The organism is Rhodococcus sp. H29-C3, assembly GCF_030063405.1.
Lineage (GTDB): Bacteria > Actinomycetota > Actinomycetes > Mycobacteriales > Mycobacteriaceae > Rhodococcoides.
This window is the reverse complement of the sequence record NZ_JASITC010000018.1, coordinates 11,858-34,011: the sequence shown is the minus strand read 5'-3', so window position 1 is coordinate 34,011 and position 22,154 is coordinate 11,858. Positions and strand designations below refer to the sequence as shown.

General features: G+C 63.5%; 20 protein-coding genes. 12 read left to right on the top strand and 8 right to left on the bottom strand.

The features are described from left to right. From QMK32_RS22945 to QMK32_RS22930, 4 genes are read left to right on the top strand one after another with little or no spacing between them, the layout of a single operon-like run. On the top strand, positions 1-924 hold the full coding sequence (locus tag QMK32_RS22945) for an ABC transporter permease (RefSeq protein WP_283477741.1): 924 nt from the start codon (positions 1-3) through the stop codon (positions 922-924). Further along, positions 921-1,724, top strand: coding sequence for an ABC transporter permease (locus QMK32_RS22940; protein ID WP_283477739.1), 804 nt, complete (start codon positions 921-923; stop codon positions 1,722-1,724). The genes QMK32_RS22945 and QMK32_RS22940 overlap by 4 nt, the downstream gene beginning before the upstream one ends. 32 nt (positions 1,725-1,756) lie before the next feature. Beyond that, the gene (locus QMK32_RS22935; protein WP_283477738.1) at positions 1,757-3,136 is read left to right on the top strand and encodes an ABC transporter ATP-binding protein; all 1,380 of its coding nucleotides are present in this window, start codon (positions 1,757-1,759) and stop codon (positions 3,134-3,136) included. Beyond that, positions 3,133-5,655, top strand: a complete 2,523-nt coding sequence (locus QMK32_RS22930; RefSeq protein WP_283477735.1) for a class I SAM-dependent methyltransferase — start codon at positions 3,133-3,135, stop codon at positions 5,653-5,655. Before QMK32_RS22935 ends, QMK32_RS22930 begins: the two co-directional genes overlap by 4 nt. Positions 5,656-5,667: 12 nt before the next feature. On the opposite strand, the gene QMK32_RS22925 is transcribed toward QMK32_RS22930, so the two are convergent. Further along, entirely contained in the window at positions 5,668-6,582 is a 915-nt protein-coding gene (locus QMK32_RS22925) for an NAD(P)/FAD-dependent oxidoreductase (protein WP_283477734.1), read from the bottom strand. A gap of 110 nt (positions 6,583-6,692) precedes the next feature. On the opposite strand from QMK32_RS22925, the gene QMK32_RS22920 reads away from it, so the two are divergent. After that, positions 6,693-7,433, top strand: coding sequence for a class I SAM-dependent methyltransferase (locus QMK32_RS22920; RefSeq protein WP_283477733.1), 741 nt, complete (start codon positions 6,693-6,695; stop codon positions 7,431-7,433). A 226-nt stretch (positions 7,434-7,659) separates the two neighbouring features. Here QMK32_RS22920 and QMK32_RS22915 read toward each other — a convergent pair whose 3' ends face one another. Continuing rightward, a complete protein-coding gene (locus QMK32_RS22915) occupies positions 7,660-8,307 on the bottom strand; it encodes a TetR/AcrR family transcriptional regulator C-terminal domain-containing protein (protein WP_283477732.1) in 648 nt (215 codons plus the stop codon). 48 nt (positions 8,308-8,355) lie between these two features. Here QMK32_RS22915 and QMK32_RS22910 point away from each other — a divergent pair, with 48 nt between their 5' ends. Next, complete coding sequence (locus tag QMK32_RS22910) at positions 8,356-9,339, top strand: NAD(P)-dependent alcohol dehydrogenase (protein WP_283477731.1); 984 nt, start codon at positions 8,356-8,358, stop codon at positions 9,337-9,339. 124 nt (positions 9,340-9,463) lie between these two features. Here the strand turns inward: QMK32_RS22910 and QMK32_RS22905 are convergent, their stop codons facing one another. Continuing rightward, positions 9,464-10,096 carry a hypothetical protein gene (locus QMK32_RS22905; RefSeq protein WP_283477729.1) on the bottom strand — a complete coding sequence of 211 codons (633 nt, stop codon included), beginning with the start codon at positions 10,094-10,096 and terminating at the stop codon, positions 9,464-9,466. 64 nt (positions 10,097-10,160) lie between these two features. On the opposite strand from QMK32_RS22905, the gene QMK32_RS22900 reads away from it, so the two are divergent. Then, complete coding sequence (locus tag QMK32_RS22900) at positions 10,161-11,606, top strand: HNH endonuclease signature motif containing protein (protein ID WP_283477728.1); 1,446 nt, start codon at positions 10,161-10,163, stop codon at positions 11,604-11,606. A 169-nt stretch (positions 11,607-11,775) separates the two neighbouring features. Here the strand turns inward: QMK32_RS22900 and QMK32_RS22895 are convergent, their stop codons facing one another. Continuing rightward, on the bottom strand, positions 11,776-12,087 hold the full coding sequence (locus QMK32_RS22895; RefSeq protein WP_283477727.1) for a cupin domain-containing protein: 312 nt from the start codon (positions 12,085-12,087) through the stop codon (positions 11,776-11,778). Between the two features lie 157 nt (positions 12,088-12,244). Between QMK32_RS22895 and QMK32_RS22890 the strand changes: the two genes are divergently transcribed. Next, positions 12,245-13,717, top strand: coding sequence for an MFS transporter (locus QMK32_RS22890; RefSeq protein WP_283477726.1), 1,473 nt, complete (start codon positions 12,245-12,247; stop codon positions 13,715-13,717). A gap of 38 nt (positions 13,718-13,755) precedes the next feature. Further along, positions 13,756-14,457, top strand: coding sequence for a type 1 glutamine amidotransferase domain-containing protein (locus QMK32_RS22885; RefSeq protein ID WP_283477725.1), 702 nt, complete (start codon positions 13,756-13,758; stop codon positions 14,455-14,457). A gap of 119 nt (positions 14,458-14,576) precedes the next feature. Here QMK32_RS22885 and QMK32_RS22880 read toward each other — a convergent pair whose 3' ends face one another. Then, positions 14,577-15,560, bottom strand: a complete 984-nt coding sequence (locus tag QMK32_RS22880; RefSeq protein WP_283477724.1) for an NADPH:quinone oxidoreductase family protein — start codon at positions 15,558-15,560, stop codon at positions 14,577-14,579. Positions 15,561-15,584: 24 nt separating this feature from the next. Next, positions 15,585-16,901, bottom strand: a complete 1,317-nt coding sequence (locus QMK32_RS22875) for an MFS transporter (RefSeq protein ID WP_283477722.1) — start codon at positions 16,899-16,901, stop codon at positions 15,585-15,587. A 217-nt stretch (positions 16,902-17,118) separates the two neighbouring features. On the opposite strand from QMK32_RS22875, the gene QMK32_RS22870 reads away from it, so the two are divergent. After that, positions 17,119-18,783, top strand: coding sequence for a class I adenylate-forming enzyme family protein (locus tag QMK32_RS22870; RefSeq protein ID WP_283477721.1), 1,665 nt, complete (start codon positions 17,119-17,121; stop codon positions 18,781-18,783). Between the two features lie 97 nt (positions 18,784-18,880). After that, positions 18,881-19,441 (top strand): TetR/AcrR family transcriptional regulator, encoded by a 561-nt coding sequence (locus tag QMK32_RS22865; protein ID WP_502943744.1) that lies wholly within the window; start codon positions 18,881-18,883, stop codon positions 19,439-19,441. Here the strand turns inward: QMK32_RS22865 and QMK32_RS22860 are convergent. Then, the gene (locus tag QMK32_RS22860; RefSeq protein ID WP_283477718.1) at positions 19,438-20,133 is read right to left on the bottom strand and encodes a phosphonatase-like hydrolase; all 696 of its coding nucleotides are present in this window, start codon (positions 20,131-20,133) and stop codon (positions 19,438-19,440) included. The genes QMK32_RS22865 and QMK32_RS22860 overlap by 4 nt on opposite strands. Next, positions 20,130-20,873 (bottom strand): GntR family transcriptional regulator, encoded by a 744-nt coding sequence (locus QMK32_RS22855; protein WP_283477716.1) that lies wholly within the window; start codon positions 20,871-20,873, stop codon positions 20,130-20,132. The genes QMK32_RS22860 and QMK32_RS22855 overlap by 4 nt, the downstream gene beginning before the upstream one ends. 170 nt (positions 20,874-21,043) lie before the next feature. On the opposite strand from QMK32_RS22855, the gene QMK32_RS22850 reads away from it, so the two are divergent. Beyond that, positions 21,044-22,141, top strand: coding sequence for a TIGR03364 family FAD-dependent oxidoreductase (locus QMK32_RS22850; protein ID WP_283477715.1), 1,098 nt, complete (start codon positions 21,044-21,046; stop codon positions 22,139-22,141). Positions 22,142-22,154 lie beyond the last annotated feature (13 nt).

Here is a 22,154-nt window from a genome sequence, read left to right as displayed (position 1 = left end):
GTGCTTGCTTCAGCGGCGCGCGCAGCCGTGGTACTCGTGGCAGTCTCGATCATCGTCTTCGCCGTCATCGCTCTTCTTCCCGGTGACGCCGTCTCACTGCGCGCGGCGGGGCGCATGACGCCCGAACAACTGTCTACGACGCGTTCCGCGTCCGGTCTCGACGATCCACTCACTACTCGCTATTTCGCATGGCTGAGAAGGATAGCCACAGGTGATCTCGGCACGTCGACAAGCACGGGCCGGAGCGTGGCGTCCATGCTCGGCAACCGGTTGGCGGTTTCCGCGAGCATCGTGTTCGTCGCTCTCGTCATTGTCATCCCGCTGATGGGAGTTCTTGCGGTGCTCACTTCGCACGGTGCGGGGCGTCGATCGGCCGGAGCGGCCGCGATGACGGCCGTTGCGGCACTTCCACAGATCGTGGTTGCGGCTCTCGGTGCCGCGATCCTGTCCGGGTGGGCGGGACTCGTCCCACCCGTCTCCCTTCTGCCCCGTGATGAGTCACCGCTGGCTAATCTGGATTTGTTGCTGTTACCGGCGCTGACCCTGGCCCTACCCGCGAGCGCGTATGGAGCGCTGATGCTGCGTGGGCCGCTGGTCGACGCCGCGGCGACGGCATACATCGTCGATGCTCGGATGCGTGGCGTTGGCCGCATGCGGTTGGCCGGGTCCTACCTTTTTCCTGTCGTCGTGGCTCCGGCCGTTCGCGTGTTGTCGTTCATTCTCGCCGGCCTCGTTAGCGGAACTGCATTGGTGGAGAGGATTTTCGGCCTGTCCGGTCTCGGTGAACTGTTCGTGACCTCGATCGCGACGCGCGATGTGCCAGTGGTACAGGCGATCTCGATGCTCGCCGCAACCGTGGCAGTGGTCGGTATGACCGTCGCCGACGTCGTCGCCGCTCGCACCACCAAAAGGGATGCAACATGATCGGGAGCTCTCGGTGGTTGCTGCGGTGGCTCGCCATGCTCGTACTGGCTGCGGTACTCGTCTTCGCATTGTTCGGCCGGTATCTCACCGATCTCGACCCGCTGGAGACAGTGGCCAGTCCTTGGACGTCGCCGAACGGCGACCACCCTCTCGGAACAGACGCTCTCGGACGCGACGTACTGTCGCGAATCTACTGGGGTGGAGCAACTTTGACTTCCGTCGCTCTCGTCGCCGCTGCGGTCGCGACGTCTGTCGGCGTTGCGGCCGGCCTCTGGGCCGGGTGGTCGGGCCGTCGAATCGGCCTCGGCGTCAGCACCGGGGCGGACTTGCTTCTGGCAGTCCCTGCCGTTCTCGTCGGACTGATTCTGGCCGTCGCACTTCCGATGCCCGTCGCGGTCACGGCTGCGACCGTCGTGGCGGGTGCTCCGCTCACCGCACGTGTCGTCGCCGACGTGTCCGCCGATGCCCGCCATGCGACGTACATCGACGTTGCGCGCATGCGCGGTGATTCTCTGACGTCCATTCTCGTGCACGAAATCTTGCCGTCACACACGGCAGTGATCACGGCCGACTACGGACTGCGGGTCATCGTCGCCCTGCAACTAGTGTCCACTATTAACGCGCTTGGCTTGGGAACGTCACCACCGCAGCCAGATTGGGCGTCGATGATCCTCGAGAACTATTCCGGCATTTCACTGAACGCTGCGGCGACCGTCGCGCCAGCGGTGGCACTCGCGGTACTTGCAACGATGATCGCTGTCGCCTCGACGGCGCTGAGCGCTAGGCGAGACCCGGTATGAACACGATGCCCTGCGCCCTTACCGTCCGGGGATTGACGGTCACCGACACACGCGGACAGTCCCCGCTGCGCGGATTCGACTTCGACACCGCAGCCGGAGAGGTCGTCGCACTCGTCGGCCCTTCCGGCTCGGGCAAGACCACTGCGGTCTCCGCTTTCCTCGGGGCGCTCCCAGCGGGATTGGCCGTCACCGCCGGGTCGATCGACTGGTCCGGCACGGGCTCGCACGGGAGTAGGGCATGGCGGAGAAGCTCAGTCGGTTACGCCGCTCAGGACCCGTCCTCTGCGCTGCATCCCGGCTACTCTGCGTGGCGCTCGGTTGCCGAGGCGGCACGCATGCGCGGTTGTTCGCGGGATGCCGCAGCCGCATCTGCACGCGCCATTCTGATCGAACTAGGGCTTACCGATGACCAGATCGACTCGCCACCACATCGGCTTTCGGGTGGCCAGGCCCAGCGCGTTGCGGTGGCCCGCGCATTGGTGGCTTCACCGGAATTGGTGATCCTCGACGAACCCACCTCCGGTCTCGACGATAGCTCCCTTGAACCGGTACTGGCAGCTATCACTGCCCGGCGGCACTCCAACGGCGTGACGGTCGTCATCACCCATGACCGGCGCATGAGTGAGGTCTGCGATCGAATGCTGCGAACCGCACCAGCTGCCTTACACCGGCACGCGTGTGCGACCGGCACCGCGCGAACAGGCAGAACTGCACTCGAACTGACCGGCTTCGGAATCAGTACGCACCAGGGACGTGTGCTCTTGGCTCGAGCGGCCCTCACCATCGGCGCCGGCGAGCTCGTTGTTCTGCGCGGCCCGTCCGGGTGCGGCAAGACCACATTGCTGCGCGCGATATGCGGACTGCACACTTTCGACGGCACAATGCAGCTCGACGGTCGTGCTGTGGCCAGCCGGGTCGGTAACCGATCAGCGGACACCCGCGCCGCCATCGCACTGGTCGGTCAGAACCCGAGAGATGCGCTCAACCCCACCCACACCATCGAACGCATCCTCCGGCGGCAGATCACACGTCTACGTCCACAGGCGGACGCGCAGGCCGAGGCCGAACACCTTCTTGGCCTCGTCGCTGTGCCCGCGGCCGCTTTGCGTCGCCGACCGCACGAACTATCCGGTGGTCAGCGCCAACGCGTGTCCATCGCCCGTGCACTTGCGGGTCGCCCGCGACTCCTCGTTGCCGACGAAATGACCACATCGCTCGACCACAACACGGCAACCCTGATCAGCGACCTGCTCGACGAGCTCAGAGAATCCAACATCGACACCGACGGCGGGATGGCGGTCCTGGCCGCAACTCACGACGAACACTTGATCAGCCGCGCTGATCGCGTCGTCGAGCTGAACAGCCGATCCATCAACGAAGTTCGACAGGACACGAGGAGAACACAACGATGACCGACACCCGATTGCCCAATCACACCGACCTCACCGCGGCCGCCGCTGCTCTTTCCGCGCACCCCTGGGTCGCCCGTGTCGACACCGACGACATTCACGGCGAAGGCGAACACGGCCTTCGAATCGTCGTCACCGACGAGTCCGTGGCAACGACGAGAGCTGCGGGCTCGGCGATTGTCGGCGGGCTCACCAACGAACATCTGACGCACTGGACGGAAGTCTACGACTGGACCTACAGTACTGCGCAGCAACATGATTCGGACGATGATTTGGCGGGCTGGCGTGCCACCGACACAGGCGAGCCACTCCCGGCCGAGCACATGACCGAATGGGTCGAGCGGACAGTTGATCTCGTTCTCGCGCAGCATCCGCGGAACATACTCGAGCTCGGGTGTGGAACCGGATTGCTGATGCGCAGGCTCGCCCCGCACGTCGAGCGATACGTCGGTACCGATGTGGCGGGCGATGTGGTGGAAAGGCTTTCGGCGCAGGGTATTGCCGGAACCAGCTTCGTGAAAGCCGGCGCACACGAACTGCGCGGACAACTCGTCCAGGACGCCGTCGCGGCCACCGGCGCCGTCCCGGACTGCATACTGCTGAACTCCGTCACGCAGTGCTTTCCCGACACACGGTATCTCGCAGCCGTCGTACTCGACGCGATCGACTACGTTGCATCCGGCGGCACGGTTATCGTCGGTGACATCCGCCACTCGGGCCAGCTGCTCGACTTTGCCCGCTGGGCCGAGACGGCCAAGAATCCCGACGGTGACCCCGGAACTCTCGACAACCGGGTCGCGCACCGTGCGGCTACGGACAGTGAACTGTCGGTGGACCCTTCGACGCTGGCATCCATCGCGTCCGCATCGGGCCGCGAGGTCTCGGTGCTCACGTACGCGAAGACGTTGCAAGACGATTCCGAACTCACCCGGTACCGGTTCGACGCCGTGTTCACCGTCGACGCACCCGCAGAAGGCGGACCCCCTGCCGTGACGTCATGGCAAAGCCTCGATCGCAACGGAACCGGGCTGACGGAACTGCGAGGCCATGTCGAATCCGGACCCACTCTTGTTGCCGGGATCCCTCGCTCCGTCACCGCCGCGGCACTGCGCTCGGCCCTGACCGGGACGGATGCCGTGGTGTTGATCGACCCGACCGATACCGCCGTGTTCCGGGTGGCCTCGCCCCCTGGCGCCGGCGCGATCATCCCCGCCGATCCACCAGCGACCGGTGTTCCTCACGAACCGCTCGGCGCGTTCGCACGCAGCCGGATGCTCGACGTCGCGCGCACGGTACTGCGTCGAGCCGGAATAACCCGTCCGGCAGGCATGCGCGTCGAACTTCCCTCAGGTCGCGGCCTCGACATCGTGGCGGCGACTCGTCGACGACGCGAGATCGACCGTGCAGGACGATGCGCGGTATCCGGCACACCGGAACCCATCATCGATGCGGCACTGGCACGCGTGCCGGGCGCAATCGAACGGCTCGACGCCATCGCGCTCAGTGCCCTGACAGGTTTCCTGCACTCTGACGCCGGTGTCTGCTCGGGTGTGCCCGTGCTCGTCGACGAGGTGGCATCGACACTTCGTGTTGCCGATCGGCACCGATGGATACTGCGTCGCTGGATCGAGGTTTTGTGCGAGCAAGGACACGGATCGATGCGCGGCGCCGACACATTCGTCCTCGGCGATTCTCGAACGGCGTCGAACGATGCGGACGACCGAGAGCTCGCGCGCGCATGCCGTTCCCTAGGATATCCGTCTGCAATGGCCGAGTTCTACTCGACAGCGTTGTCCTCGCTCGGCCCGCTTCTACGCGATGAGATGTCGGCGCAGGCGATGATGTTTCCGGACGGTGACATGACCACCTCGCTCAGCAAGGACGAAAACAACATCAGCAACCGGTACCTGCACGGGGCCGCCGCCGCGGTCATCGCCGAGGCGGCTCGGACCCGCCCTGGGCCCCTTCGCATTCTGGAGCTGGGTGGTGGCGCTGGCGGTGGAACACAGGCGGCGCTCGCTGCACTCGGCGACCGGGATATCGACTACCTCTTCACCGATATCTCGCGATTCTTCACCACCTCGGCCGCTGACCGCTTCGGTGATCGACCTGGGTTTCGAACGGCCATCGCCGACATCGATGTCCAGCTGACTGCTCAGGGTCTCGAGGCGCGCTCGTTCGACGTGGTGGTGGCAGCCAATGTTCTCCATTGCGCGAAGGACGCGGCGGTATCCGTTGCAGCCCTGAGTGACATGCTTGCGCCGTCGGGGATCGCGGTCGTGATCGAGGCAGTCCGGGAGCACTACCTGGTACTGCTCACGATGCAGTTTCTTCTCTCGCCGCGAAACGGCGCACTTCATCCGGGTAAGCTCGACCGGCGCCGTGGGAGCGTCTTCCTCTCCGGTGCCGACATCCAGCACTACCTGTCCGTCAACCGTATTCGTCCGTCCCTCGACCTCCCAGAGGAAGGGACACCGCTGGCAGCCCCGTCGCAGCGCCTGTACGTCGGGCAGACGCTGTGACAGAGGCGGACGTCAGCTCGCGAATGCCTCGCTGAACAGATCCTGTTCCAACCACACTGCGGCGCGGACACCGTCCGCGGCCGCCGAGGCCACCAAGGTCACCGGCTCGGGCACCGCGGCAAGGTGCGCCGCGTCGCCACCGGCGGACACTCCCGGAACGGTAGTCTTTCCGAATTCGTCGACCCGCACGCAACCGTCGTCGAAGTGCTCGCACCCCAGCGTACGGGTGAGTGTGGTGTTGGGAGTTGTCGGCGCACGGTGATAGAGGGCTTGCCGTTCGAGAACGGAGCCGTCGGCGAAATGCACCGTCAGGGAGCCGAGTTCGCCTTCGATATGGGTAACCGGAGTCTCCACTACCTGTGCGCCTACCTTGTCCAGCATCGCGCGCAACGGATCCGGAATGGTCGAAGGGCCGTCGGTGCACACCACTACATCGTCGGAGAACCGGTCTGCGACGTAGGCTGCGAGCGCAGCATTCGAACCGTTCGCCAGGACAGCGAGCGTCAGTCCGTCAGTTTCGAATCCGTGGCAGAAGGGGCAGTGAAACACCCCCGACCCCCACAGTTCAGCTAAGCCGGGGATCTCCCACGGAACATCGGTGACGCCGGTGGCGAAGAACAGCTTGTGAGCCTGCAGCGGTGCCCCGTCGCCGATCGTCACCTCGAATGCACCGTCGACTCCGCCGACCGCGCTGACCTGACCGGCCACCCGCTCGACCGTCGGGTAAGCGTCGATCTCGGCGCGCCCGTCGGCGAGGAGCTGAGCCGGTGCGCCGCCGTCGCGGCCGAGGTACATGTGCATTTCGGCCGCGGGTGCGTTGCGTGGCTTCCCACCGTCGATCACCAGGACTGACCTTTTCTGGCGCCCGAGCACCAGCGCTGCGCTGAGTCCGCTTGCACCTGCGCCCACGATGACAACGTCGTACATGACAAGCATCTCCGATCGGCGGCCAATTGGCCGCTATTGTTGCAAGTGATTATCATTGTCAATGATAGCCGACGCTTGGCTGGTCGGATGGGACAACCTGAAGGACCCACGTGTTCGCGTATACAGACCCGTACATTCGATCTGCCGACCATCTCGATCTCCTCAGCGCAGGGCAATGGCAATCCATGGCCCCCATCGTCAGTGAGGCCTTGACCGGGATCCGCGATGGTGTCCGAGAGATCGTGGAACTCGGGGCTGGTACCGGTCTCGGAATCCGTGTCATCTGCGATGCGGTACCGAACGCACGGATCGTGGCGATTGAGCCGTCGAGTCCCCTCCGCGCTGTTTTGTTACATCGCATCGCATCCGATACCGACATGCGTTCCAGGGTGACGGTCGAGAACCAGCCGTTCCCGGCGGCGCGACTCCCCGAATCGTTCGATGCCCTTGTCATGATCAATACTCTCGGCCATCTCGACCGCTCTGCGCGAGAGAAACTTTGGCAGGTGATTGCCACAGGGCTGCGGACCGGAGGCTGCGCGGTAATCAACCTCCAACAGCCGACCACATCGACTGCCGTCCCGGAGTTCGAGATGGCACGCGAACAGGTCGGCAATCGCACTTACCACGGCTCTGCGTGGGCGGAGCGCATCGATGACACAACCATGAAGTGGCACATGACCTACCGAACGAGTGAGGGTAGCAACGAGATCGACGCGACGGACGTCGAGTACCTGTGGAACGTGATCGACTCCCGCACGCTGGAATACGAACTAGCACAACATAATTTGTGCGTCAGTGCTACAGGTGACGAGCGAGCCGGGGTGTTTCTCATCGAATCGAGCAACTAGGGTGCCCACCGCCCCGTGCCGCAGTAGGGCCATGTCGGCGATACCGTCTGCACCGACAATCCGATCTTTCGTCCGGTACGGGTCGGTTTATCCAGCATAGGAGCCCGGTTGATTCGATTGAGCCTCGAGAACAAAGACCTCGATGGAGCGATCGTTCGAGGTTCGTCACCCCCGCCATCGTCCATGCCGTGGTCCCCGTTCTGCGGAAGCCTTGTGTGCACGGTCGTCACCGAAGCGCGCCCGCGCCGTCGATGACCATCGCCAGCCCCACTTCGAAGGAATCCGCGAACGAATACCCCGGTTGCATCACGTGCTCCCCGGCAAACTGGGCCATCCGCGGGAAGCTCGTCAGATCCATCGACTCCCGAATCTTCGGCGCCGAACTCGGAAGGTCGATGCTCGCGAGCATGCTCTCCTGCAGCGCGAAACCATAGACGAACGCGTCGACCACCGCGTAAGTGTGCGCAGCGCCGGACAGCGAAAAGCCGTTCGACAGAAGCACATCGAGCACAGATTCATGGCTGGTCAACGTCGCCTCCCCTGGACTCACCCGCGTCTCCATCAACGCAGTCGCCCACGGATGCCGACCCAGCGCCAGGCGAAGAGACCGCGACCTACTCGCCAGCTCTTCACTCCACACCCCGTCCGCGACAGGCAGGTAGACCTCGCCGAAAACGTGATCGACGAGCGCGTCGAGAATGTCCTCCTTGTTGGCGACATGGTTGTAGATCGCCATGGGGCGAACCCCGAGCTCGCCAGCGAGCGCCCTCATCGTCAGCGCCGGTACGCCGTCACGATCCGCCAAGGTTACAGCGCAGGCCACGACGCGTTCTCGCGTCAGCGAGTTTCGTGGAGCGCGTGCCTTTACCATCATTCCAGAGTAACGTACTTTGTACGTTGTCAACTTTCCGGAGGCCAGCTGATGGATCAAGCACACACGATGCGCGCGATACTGCAGCCGCGCTACGGAACCAGCGAAACACTCGTACTCGGCCACACCGCCATCCCCACGGCTGGACCCGGCCAAATACTCGTGCAAGTACGAGGCGCCGGCATCTCCCGAGGCACCATCCACCTCCTCACCGGCCTCCCCCGAGTGATGCGCCCCTTCACCGGACTCCGAACACCACGCCGACGCATCCCCGGCCTCGACGTCACCGGAGACATCGTCGCCATGGGCAAAGGCGTCACCGAATTCCATGTGGAACAACGAGTATTCGGCATCGCGAAAGGCTCACTCGCCGAATACGCCATCGCCGACGCAAAATCCCTCGCACCCGCACCTACCGGCCTCGACGACGCCCACGTTGCCGTCCTCGCCGAATCCGGGCTCACCGCACTCCAATCCCTCGACGCCGCCCGCGTCGAACCAGGCACACGCCTGCTGATCATCGGAGCCTCCGGCGGGGTCGGCAGCTACGCCGTCGCGCTCGCCGCCGCCAGGGGCGCCGAAGTGACCGCAGTCTGCAGTAGCGCAAAAGCCGAAGCCGTAACCAGTTGGGGCGCAAAGCACGTCATCAACTACCAACGCGAGGACTACACCACCACCCAACACAAGTACGACGCCATCCTCGACATCGCCGGCGGCACACCACTACCGCAGCTCCGCCGAATCCTCGCCGACGACGGAACAGCAGTCTTCGTCGGAAACGAAACCGGCGGCCCCTGGACCGGAGGCTTCGAAAAGTCATTCCTCAACGCTGCGCGCATGATCCCGAAGCGACAGCGCTACGCAGTGGTGACAGCGCGCACCCGGCGCGAGGAGTTGGAGCGCCTCGCCGACATCATCGAACGCCACCACATCGTCCCCCACATACACCGCACCTACCCGCTCGATTCCGTGCCCGAAGCCCTGGACGAACTGCAATCAGGAGGTGTCTGCGGAAAGATCGCCATCACCATCTGAAACCGCGGGTCAGGGACGAGACAGAACGGCGAGGACCGCGTCGGGCAACTCCCGGAACCCATCGAATCCTACGGCACGTCGACACCCGTCGAGCTCGAACGACACCCGAGTTCCACCCGAGCCATCAGGCCGCAGCAGAACGGTCGACGCCATCTGCGTCGCATCCAGCGAACAGGGCTGTGCAACAGGCGCATCCGCGAGCGATGGCGACACCCGTCGGGTGGACGGATCGCGACACCTCGTCCAGCATCCCGAGGGGTTCCAACGGATCATCCTGAAACCCACACGGAGCGCTCGGCCACGCCGGCCGAAAAGCCTGTCCAGCATCATCAACGAGCCACAACCCCGCCGGAACCTCCACTGCAAAGACACAGCTGGCCGAGATATTGTCCGCATACCGCGACGAACTAACCGAGAACGCGTCCGCGACAGCACCCACATCACCCTGCAGACCCACCGAATCCACCGACATCTCACCCGAGCTGCTGACCCCGCGCTCGCACCGCACCACCGCGACCGGCTCGAAACCCGAAGGTGGATAAACAACTTCCGGCGTCGTGGACGTAATAGCCGGATCCCAGGGCCCCACACCTGTCAAGGCTGTATAGACGTCCCGCGACAAGCAATCCGCGGACTCCACCACTGATGCAGTCGGCGGCCGAAACGACACCGTGTCGATGCCGACCATCTGCAACCCAAAACTGCACGAGCTACACACCACCGCCACGAGCGACAACCACACAGCTGAGCGACGCATGCCGTCGAGGCTACGCCCGGCTGCTTTCGAGTTCTTGTCGGTAGGGCGTTGTATCTTTTTTCGTATGCACAAGTTGGGGGACTTTCGCAGCGCAGACACACTCTCCGATCAGGAGATCGTGTCCGGCATCAGCGACATCACCCACGCCGAAAACAACTTCGCTGCACAGAAATACGCACTCCTCGCCGAATTCTCCCGACGCGGCCTCAACGTCACCCTCAAATATTCGACGCCGACGCGGTGGCTCGCCTCCGGAACCCGCGTCGCCGACGGAAACGCCGCCCGACAATTCGACACCGCCAACTGGCTCACCCACTGGCCCGCAGTATCGAAGGCCCTCACCGACGGCGACATCCACGTCGCGCACGTCAGAGAAATCTACGACGGCTACACCCACATCCGCACCGCCGATCCAACGCTCGGCAGCACCCGAATCGCCGACATCGTCGACGACCTACTCGGCGTCGCATTCGACGCGACCGGCGCGAAGGTACAGAAGCGGGCACACGAACTCGCCCACGCCGTTGCTCACGACGCCCGCGCCCGCTACGACGAAGCCCAGCGCGAACGTCAACGACGCGAAGACGAACGCCGGGAGCAGGAAAAGCTTGGTGACACAGTCGAACCCGAAGACAAATACGAAGACCAGCACGAAGAGAAGGCCGAAGACTGTAACGGTGGTGTGCCCGAGGGTCCGCCTCCGCTACCGGCATCGGAGAACCCAGCGCTCAACAGGTTCGACCTCTACCTCCAATCCGACGGACGCACCTCTCTGAGAGGGGACGTCGACAAAATCCTCGCCGAAAAGCTGCGGGCGGTCCTCTCACCGCTGTCGAAGCCGCAACCGGAACCCGACGCCACCCTCGACACCAGGAGTCCATCGAATCGCCAGGCCGACGCGCTCTCCGAGCTACTCGACACACACCTCACCGGGAACGCCTCCGAGCAGGGTGCGTCGAGGCCGCAGGTGAACGTCACCGTCAACCTGCGGGACCTACTCACCCCCGAAGCACAGGCGAAAATGGGCGGGAACGCAGCAGCCGTTTCCGCCGAGACAGGGACAGGGACAGACAGTCCCGACTGGCCCTTCCGCCTCGGGTGGACCGGCCCCATCAGCAAAAACCTCGCTCAACTCCTGAGCTGCGACGCCGACCTGACGCCGATCATCATCGACCACAACGGAATCCCCCTAGCAATGGGCAGGACAGTCCGCCTCGGCACAACCGCCCAACGTACCGCCGTCATCCTTCGGGACCGATGCTGCGTCATGTGCGGGCGCCCTGCCGACTGGTGCCTGCTCCACCACGTCGTCTTCTGGCGGAACGGCGGGCCCACCGACGTGACCAACCTCGCCCTCGTCTGCAGCGAATGCCACCGCGCCATCCACAACGACGGATGGGAAATCGCATTCGGCGACGACGGCCACCCCGTCGTCATCCCGCCAGTCACCGTTGACCCGCACCGAACACCCAGACCCAGCTACCACCGAAGACGAAAACCTGCCGTGTAGAACGGGATTCATATCAACACCGGGCGGGCGCCGCCGCCCAGCCACACCACATCGACGCCAGGAGCTGCTGCGCGCGCATGATAAAACTGCTGCACCCCAACCCATTCAGAGCTCGAACACTCCAGCCAGAAGCACGCCGACAAGACCAGAGCTACCCAGGAGGCACCCGTCAGATCGATCCAGCCTGCTCGATGACCAAGATCCGCGCTTCCCCGACCGGCACCGCCTTGTGCTCGTCACCGACCTCGGCCACGCACATCATTCCGGGGACGAGTCTTTCGACGTGCTCGCCCTCAGAGTCCCGGTAGTGCATGTCCACGATGCCGTCGACGACGACGAACACTTCGGTGCCATCGTTGACGTGCCAGACGTACGCACTGTCAGTCCAATGCAGGCGGACAGTGGCGTTGTCGACGGACGCGAGCAGCTGCGCGCCCCAAGCTTGCTCCGCGGTAAATTCACCGGCCGTCACGAAACGCATTTATTCGTCCCCTTTATGTGTCGAAGTCGGTCACCAAACGCTACCGTCCGACTTATGGCGCAGCTCACAGCTCCCTCAGTTGTACACAACATAGTTGTGGACTACTGTTTTCCGAGTGCAGCGACACCGCGCCGTCTGCACAAACATGAGGAGACCTATGAGCACCACCGAAAAGCAGACCGGCCGAGTGCTGATCCCGGCGCTCGCAGTCACCGTGATGGTCGTCGCGCTGCTCCAAACAGTGGTCATCCCGGTACTGGCAGACATCGGCAAAGCTCTGGACGCATCCACTTCCGCGGTCGGCTGGACGGTGACCGCAAACCTGCTGGCCGCTGCAGTCCTGACCCCGATACTCGGACGGCTCGGTGACGTACGCGGCCGACGCCCGGTACTTCTGGGGATCCTCCTCGTCGTAGCGGCGGGTTCGCTGCTGGCGGCGCTGACCACCTCGCTACCGTTGCTGATCCTCGCGCGGATTCTGCAGGGCGCGTCGTTCGGTCTCTTCCCCCTCGCTATCGGGGTGCTGCGTGACGAACTACCCGCGCAGCGGCTCACCGGCGCGATGGCCGTGGTCAGCGGCACTCTCGGCATCGGCGGCGGCATCGGGTTGGTGCTCACCGGGCTACTGACCCGCGACGGCGGCGACTACCACCGCATCTTCTGGCTCTCCCTAGGCGTCACGTTGGTGTCTTTGGTACTGGCAGCGGTCACTGTCCCCAAGCACGGCCCAGCGGGCGGCGGCAAGATCGACTGGCTCGGCGGCGGCGTGCTCGGCGCCGGATTGGTACTACTGCTCCTACCGCTCTCACAGGGTCACGAATGGGGTTGGGCCTCGCCCGCCACCATCGGCTGCCTCGTCGCATCGGTGATCGTCTTCGCGCTCTGGATCGTTCTCGAACGCCGGGTCGACGAGCCGCTCGTGCTGCCGACGCTTCTGGCCAACCGCCCGTTCATGGTCACGAACGCCGCAGGCCTCCTCATCGGCGTCGCGATGTTCGTCTCGTTCCTCGGTGTCTCCGGGTTCGTGCAGGCCCCCTCTGAGGTCGGTTACGGGTTCTCCGCCAGCGTCCTCGCCGCCAGCAGCGTCTATCTTCTGCCCGGCGCGCTGGCCGGAGTCGTCGTCGCACCGATCGGCGGACGCCTCGTGCACCGCTTCGGTGGCCGCTTCACCTTGATCCTCGCCTCCCTGGTCGGCGCTGTCGGCTTCGCATTCATCGCCGTTCTCCACACCGCCAGCTGGCAGATCATCCTCGGAGTGCTGTTCATCAACAGTGCAGTCAGCCTCGGCTACGCGGCGATGCCTGCGCTCATCGTCGACGAGGTGCGCCCCGATCAGACCGGTGTCGCCAACAGCGTCAACTCCATCGCCCGCTCGGTCGGCAGCTCGCTGGCCAGCGCGGTAGTCATTACCCTCCTCAGCAGTCAGCTGCTCCCCATCGGGCTGCCGAAGGAGTCGTCGTACGTCATTGCCTTCGTCATCGGCGCCGTCGGACTCACCCTGAGCGCCGTCATCGTCGCCGTCGGCCTGCCCCGCACGGGCTCACGCGTCGACACCCGGAACCCCCTGGAAATCGAGCAGGAACGGGCGACTTCCCTCGCCGCGGAATGGTCGACGGTCAACGGACGTTGAAGACAACATCAAGCCAACCAAGAACGGAAGGTACAACTATGACCTCAGTACTGATCGTCGTCACAGGCTCGGACCATTGGACCCTCAACGACGGAACCCTCCATCCGACGGGATTCTGGGCCGAGGAACTGCTGAGCCCGCTGTCCGTTTTCAACGACGCCGGAATCCCCTTCACCATTGCCACTCCGGGCGGAGTCCGCCCGACGGTCGACGAAACCAGCCTCGCCCCCGAATCGACCGGTGGCGCAGACGAATCCGCTCGCCAGCGCGCCGCACTGGACGCACTCGACGACCAGCTCGCAGCACCGCTGAAGCTCGAGGACGTCTCGGCCGATGACTATGCAGCCATCTACATCCCGGGCGGGCACGGCCCGATGGAAGACCTCGCGGTCTCCCCGGTTCTAGGCAAGCTGCTTATCACCATGCTCGACGCCGGAAAGGTCATCGGCTCGGTTTGCCACGGCCCCGCTGCCCTGCTCTCCGCAACGAAGCCCGACGGCGAATGGGCGTTCGCCGGGCGTGTGATGTCCGGGTTCACCAACGACGAAGAGCGCCAGGCAGGATTGGCCGACAAGGCACCGTGGCTGCTCGAGGACCGACTCCGCGCCGCCGGCGCCGATCTGAAGGTCGGGCCTGCGTGGGGACCGTTCTCCGTCGTCGACGGCACCGTCGTCACCGGCCAGAACCCGCAGTCGAGCACCGAGGTTGCAGAAAAGATCGTCGCGCAACTCCAGAAGTAACGCACCATCTCCAGAAGTAACGCACCAGGCAGGAGCGGAGCGCGAAAGCACTCCGCTCCTGCTTGCAGCCATGGGTGATGAACATCCTCGTGAGCGCGGAAGTTCTCGTGTCAGGTAAATCAGAACTGAAATACGATGCGGCCGACGGTCTTTCCCTCGCCGAGGCGTCCAATCCCGTCTGCGACGTCAGCAAGGGGCAGCCGCTCACTGATCATCGGTTTGATAGCACCAGAATCTGCAAGCCTGGTCAGCTCGGCATGACACTCGTGCATCGCTTGCTGGTTGTACTGCTTATACAACCCCCAATGCAGCCCGATGATCGAGTAGTTTTTGATCAGCGCATGATTGAGCCCGGGGGTTTGGATAGTGCCGCCGGCGAACCCAATGATGAGGATGCGCCCTTCGAATGCAATGCATTTCGTGGACTTCATGTACGAGTCGCCCCCGACCGGGTCGTAGACGACATCGGCGCCGCGGCCGTCGGTGAACTCTTTGACGAGTGGGACGAAGTCCTCACGCCGTCGATCGATCACCAGATCCGCTCCAAGTTGGCGACAGTACTCCACCTTGTCTCGACCGCCGACGACACCGATCACTTTGGCACCTGCCGCTTTTCCCAGCTGTACTGCGGCACTTCCCACGCCACCCGCGGCGGCGTGCACCAGTAGCGTCTCACCGGGCTGCAACTGGGTGCGCCGATGCAGAGCGAACCAACTCGTCTGGTAGCCGATAGTCAACGCAGATGCTTCAGCATCGTCCAATGATGCAGGGGCGGCAAACGCATTCTCTTCGTCCAGTACGGACAACTCGGCAAAGCCACCGATAGGTAAGGTCGGGGTGCCGACCACTCGGTCACCGACTGCAAACCTGGTGACGCCGTCTCCGACCGCGACGACCCTGCCGCAGAGTTCGACACCAGGGGTGAAGGGCAACGTCGGCTTGACTTGATATTCGCCTCGGCACAACAACACGTCGGGAAAATTGGCCGGTGCAGCGAGTACTTGCACCAGTAGCTGCCCTGCTCCTGGCGCTGGATCGGGCACCTCCTCGAAGTCGAGAACATTTCGGGGCTCGCCGAGTTTGTTTATGCGCCATGCTTTCACGATGCTTCTCCTGGTCTGGTTGGTTCAGTTTGCTTGCAGGTCGGCACGGGAGGTGTGGCTGTGCCGAATAGTCGAGAGTGCGATCAGTCCGACGATCGCAAGGGCGATGACGAAGTACGCCGGGGATTGCACGTTGCCGGTGTATTCGACGAGCCAGACAGCAACGAAAGGCGCTGTACCACCGGCGATGATGACACCGAAGTTCCAGCCAAGAGCAACTCCGGTGTAGCGGGATTCCTTCTCGAAGAGTTGAGGAAGGACCGTGTATGCACCCACTTGCGCTGCAACGGTATTCAGCATGATCACCACGTATGCAAGGGTGGCGACGAGCAAACTGGATTGCATGATGCTCATCATCGGGTAGGTCAGCACGATGTACCCGACGAAGCCGATGGTCATCAGTCGCACCAATCCGATTTTGTCGCCGAGCATTCCACCCAGCGGCATGCATACTGCCGAGATGCCGATAGCTATCGTCGCTACCCAGTACACCGGGGTGGCGTCGTATCCGAGCTGCTTGGCCAGATGGATGGTCATGTACGTCAGACCGATGTACGCAGTTCCGTTGACGGCTGCACTGATGGCCACCGCTTGGGCGAGCGCCCTCGGCTGACGTCGGAAGATTGCGCCGGCCGGTGAATGGATCGACTTGTCGGCTTCGGCAGAATCGTATGTTTCTTCCACTCGCGTGCGCGCCCAGAGGCAGAACAGCGTGAGTGGAAGTGCTAGCAGGAACGGAAGCCTCCATCCCCACGATTCCATCTGACTATCGCTCGTCAGGGCAGAAACGACGCCTGCCACCGCGGCGGCCAGGGCGAAACCACCTGTCGCACCCAGTGGCGTGAACGAGCCATAGGTGGCTTTGCGGTTCGCCGGCGCCGATTCGGCAATGAACGTCGCGGACCCGCCGACCTCTCCACCAGCGGAGAACCCCTGCACTACACGCACCGCCACGAGAAGGACCGCGGCCCAGATCCCGATGTGGGCCGGCGTGGGGAGTAGCCCCATCGCCGTGCTTCCCGCGCCCATGCAGATCAGTGTTGCCATCAGGGCTTTCTTGCGCCCGTATCGGTCTCCTATGTGGCCGAATACCAGGCCTCCGAAGGGGCGGACGAGGTAGGCGGTACCGAAAACCGCGAGAGCAGACAGCAACGAGGTGACGGGTCGATCGCTCGGGAAGAACAGCGGCCCGATGATCACGGCCATGTAGCCGTAGAGGCTGAAGTCGTAGTACTCGATCAGCGTGCCCACACCGCCTGCGATGGCTGCTCTGCGCGCTTTCGTCGTTTTTTCTACCGACTGGACCACCGGTTGGATGGTCGTGGTTTGTTTTTCGGACACTGACAACTCCTCGGGTGGGCATGTGAGCAAGATCATTCAAAATGATGTTACCCGAACGATCGTTTGTCAATATTTCGTCGACTAAATGCACAAATTTATCCTTCCAGCTGTGCTTAGCCCCGGCTCCCAGGTTTATTGACAAACGAACGTTCGAGTGCCAATCTCAGTGGGTCGACAGTCCTGCGCACGCAGTCGAGGCAGAGAGAAAGGTGATCGAATGGACGTCATCGAGACCCCGTGGGCGATCCATTACCCCGAGGGCGTCACACCAGAATTGACAACCCCGTTTCCGACGATGCTGGCAGCGTGGGACCACCAGGTCCACACCCGATCGACCGATCCTGCCGTCCATTATCTGGATGTAACGCTGACGTTCGCGGGCCTGGACGACGCCGCGAATGCCCTCGCTTCGGCTCTGCTCGAAAACGGGCTCCGTCGCGGCGAACGTGCGGCGATCTACCTACAGAACGATCCTCAATGGCTAGTCTCGATGCTGGCCGTATGGAAGATCGGGGCGGTCCCTACCGCAGTGAACCCGATGCTACTGAGCAAGGAGTTGGCACATCACCTAGCCGATTCCGAGGCAAAGGTCCTCTTCTGCTTGGAAAGCCTGTACGCCGACGTAGTGGCGGAGGTTCGAGATGAATTGCAACTGCACACGGTGATCACCACGCACCCCCTCGACATGACCCCCGATGCCGTTCTCTCGCCGAAGATGTCCACCATTATCGGTCGACGACAGGGCTTCGCGGAGACGCTCGACTGGACATCTCTGATGAACACTTACCGCGGACAGCGGCCACCGCCGTTGAACACTCGTGGTGACGACATCGGGATGCTGACGTACACCTCCGGAACGACGGGCGCGTCCAAAGGTGCGATGAACCTGCACAGCGCCATGGTGCACAGTTCGACAGTATTCAGTCAGTGGTGGGATTTGCATCCGCAACGCGACGTGATCGTCGGCATCGCACCCGTATTCCACATCACCGGACTGATCGCCGGATTCGGTGCGCACATCGTCAGTGGCGTACCCCTCGTACTTCTGCACAGGTTCGACGCAGAGGAAACGCTTCGCGCGATCGAAAGGTGGCGAGGCACATTCATGATCGCAGCGAGTACTGCGTTCATTGCGTTGAGCACCCATCCCTCGCTCGCGAGCACAGACACTTCTTCCTTGACGAAGACACCCTCCGGGGGTGCATCCGTCAGCCAGGCACTCCTCGACCGTGTTCGAGCTTCTACCGGGTGGGTTCTTCGCGGTGCATACGGCATGACAGAAACGACATCACCTACACATCTTGGACCACCCGATGCCGACGCCCCGACAGACCCCGATACCGGCGCATTGTCAGTCGGCATTCCAGTTCCAGGCGCCCGCGTGCGGATCGTGGACCTCGCAGACGGCCACGATCTGGGCCCTGGTGAGATCGGTGAGATCGTCGTCTCCGGTCCGATGGTCGTACCGGGTTACTGGCAGCTTCCCGAGGAGTCCGCCCACGCGATCCGGGACGGTTGGCTGCATACCGGCGACATCGGCAAGACAACCGATGACGGGTGGCTTTTCGTCGTCGACAGGCTCAAGGACATCATCAACGCAGGCGGCTACAAGATCTTCCCGAGGGATGTCGAGGACGTCCTATACCAGCACCCCGCGGTGAGGGAGGCGTCGGTGCGCGGAATTCCCGACGAATACCGCGGTGAGACCGTGCAAGCTTCCGTCTCCCTCCTATCAGGAACCAAAGCCTCACCCGAGGAGATCATCGAGTTCTGCCGCGGCCGAATGGCTGCATACAAGTACCCTCGCTCTGTGATAATCCTCGAAGAACTTCCGAAAACTGCAAGCGGAAAAATTCTGCGAAGAGAGCCGCGCCATGCCTAGGTCAGCCTCGACTACCGAATCCGGCGAAAGGGACGCGGCGAGCCATCCCCCTCGCCGCTACCCAACTCGTCCCGACACAACCGCGAGCCGGAACGCCATCATCGCGGCGGCCACGGAGAACTTCCAAAACCGTGGCTACCATGGCACTTCGATCCGAGATATTGCCCGGGACGCGGACATGACTGCAGCCTCGATCTATCACCACTTTCCATCGAAGCAACACATCCTCCAGTACCTCATGGAGAGTGCACTGAAAACCGTTATCTCTCGGACCCAATCGGCGCTGATAAACGCCGGGAAATCCCCGGTGGAGCAACTCGAGGCGGTGGTGCGCGCGTGGGTCCAGTTCCACGCCTGCAACACCGCTGAAGCACTGATCAGTTCGACCGAGATCCGCAGCCTCGATGCGGTCGGCCATCGATTGGTGATATCGCTCAGAGATCAACAACAGCAACTGTTTCGCGACATCATCCACCGCGGAGTCACCGACGGAGTCTTCACCACGGTGTATCCGGTCGAAGCCTCGCGAGCAATCATCAACATGGGCGTCGCCATCTCGTCTTGGTATCGACCGAACGGCAGTTTGACCCCCGATGACATTGCTGAGCGCTATGTCTCCATCGCGTTGGGTGCGGTCGGTGTTCGCGCAGAGGTCTAGAGCAGCCGACCGACAGTGGCGAGGCTAGGCAACACGTGCGTGAGCGGCGACTTCCTGAGCACGTCTTCGCCGAACGAGCCACTGAGCACGCCGACGACGATGCCGGCGCCCGCATTGTGTCCGGCGAGAACATCGTTGGGCGTGTCCCCAGCCACCAGGACGCGTCGAACATCGGTGACTCCGGTTGCTTCCATGCTGCGGAAGATCAGGTAAGGCGCGGGCCGGCTCGCCGCAACGAGGTCGGAGGTGACGAGCGCGTCGACCGTGTCTTCCTCCCCCGCCCCGACGGTCCAGCCCATCCCGGTGAGGATGGCGTCGGCGATGTCCGCGGAATACCCGGTCTGCAGTGCAACTTTCACGCCCTGCGCACGCAATTCCTTCAGGGCCTCCGGTACGCCTGCCACCGGTTTCGGCGGGGTCTGCCGGTAGGCGGTTATGAGGCGCGCGCGAAAGTCCTCGAACACTTCGTCGACGAACTTCGGATCGGTGGACGCGCCCAGCCCGTCGAGTAGACCGGCGATCGCTTCGAGTTTGCTGGTCCCCTTCCACTTGGCCAGCAGTTCGGCCGGTAGTGGGCAGCCGGCTGCGTCGGCGACGGTCTGGGAGAGCACCTCGTACACGAGCCCTCCCTCGTCCACGGTGGTACCGGCCATATCGAGGCTGGCGAGGTCGAACGAGCGTGCAGTGGTCACGAAATCTCCTTGACGATGCGCAGGTCGTGCGCGGATCGGGTGTTGTCGATGGTGAATGCGACCCGGTCGGGTCGGTAACGGTCGTCGGCGTATTCGAGTGGAGTACCGGAAAGGTCTACCGCTCTGCGTCTTTCGCGTAGCAGGGGCGCGCCTGGGTCGATGTCGAGGTGCGCCGCATCGACGTCGGTGGCGGCGACGGCATCGATGGTGTGCCTACCTTCGTGCAGGTCGACGCCCTGCCCGATCAGGTATGCGTAGATGGAACCGGAGTCGGGGTCGAAGTCGAACAGGGTGCGTCCGACGGATTCGATGAAGCTGGATCGCTCGAGCATCGCGGGCATACCGTCGAGCGTCCGGAGCCTGAGGACGTCGACGACGGCGGTGCCTGCTTCCAGGCCGAGCGAGGCTGCGGCCAGCGGAGTCGCTGCGCGGCGCGCTATCTCGAGGGTGCGCTGGCCCGGGGTGCGTCCGATCGCCTCCGCCCACGCGGTGAACGACATGAATGTCTCGAACGGTTGCCCGACGGCGGTGTCGCACACCACCGGTGGGCGTCCACGGCCACCGGCGATCAATCCTTCGTTACGTAGCGCGGCCAGCGCGGCCCGCACCGTTCCGCGTGAGGCCTCGAATCTCGTGCACAACGTTGCCTCCGAGGGCATGGGGGCACCGACGGGCAGGGTTCCGTCGACGATCTGTGCACGGAGAGCATCGGCGACGCGGGAATGCAGCGGAAGTGACACTGAGGCTGGCCTCCAACATGATTGAACAACTTTGATGCTGCGCAGTCTAACCACTCGAGCCTGGCAGAAACAATGCTGCACAACGGACATGAACGCATGGTGAACTTGTTCGAACAACTTGCTCCGAACCGTTGACGCTTGCTCATCGAACGGGAACTGTTGCCCAGGTGATGATCGACCGAACCCCCCACCACCGATTCGACCTCGTCGTCGTCGGCGCCGGCATCGTCGGCCTTGCCCATGCCGTCGACGCAGTTTTGCGCGGTATGTCCGTGGCCGTAGTCGAACAGGACGACCGTGCCGTCGGCGCGTCCATCCGAAACTTCGGACATATCTGCGCCACAGCACAATCCGGGCACGCCCTGACGCTGGCACTGTCCGCACGCGAACGCTGGCTGATGCTCGGAAGCAAGGCCGGCTTCGAGGTACGCGAATGCGGCACCCTCGTTCTCGCCCGTGCACCGGACGAGCTGGCTGTACTCGAAGAGTTCGCAGCCGAACGCGGATCCGAACAGGTGACCCTCGGCGCCGCTACCGGTCCGTTCAGCGGCGTCGGCGCCGCGCACCTGCCTCTCGACCTCCGCGTGGATCCTCGCGAGGCGGTGCCGGCGATCGCAGCGTGGCTGGCAGCGGAAGGCGTCGAATTCTTCTGGAACACACACGTCACCGGCATCGACACGAACGCAGTGCACACCTCGCGCGGTGAGATCCACGGCCAGAACATGGTTCATGCCGTCGGCCACGACGTCGATCGGCTCTTCCCCGACATTGCCGCCGAATGGAACGTTCAACGCTGCCGCCTCCAGATGCTCGAAGTGGCCCCGCCCGGCGACGTCGTCATCGACGCGGCCGTACTCACCGGACTGTCGATGCTGCGTTACGACGGGCTCGCGGCGATGCCCTCTGCCACCGAAGTACGCGAGCGGATGAAGGCGGACTCACCCGAACTGCTCGACGCCGTCATGAATCTCATGCTCACTCAACGCCCCGACGGTGCCATCGTCCTCGGTGACACCCACCATTACGCACGCACCCACACCCCGTTCGACGACGAACGCAACGCCGAACTGCTTCTGCGGGAGGGTGAATCACTGTTCGGCGCGCCACTGACTGTTCGGCGCCGCTGGCGTGGGGTCTACGCCAGCAGTGACCGCACCGACTTCCTCATCGCCTCCCCCTCCTCGAACGTCCGGGTGGTGTCGGTGACCTCCGGAATCGGCATGACCACCGCGCTCGGCCTCGCTCCCACCGTCCTCGACTCGTTCTGACCTTCACCCCACC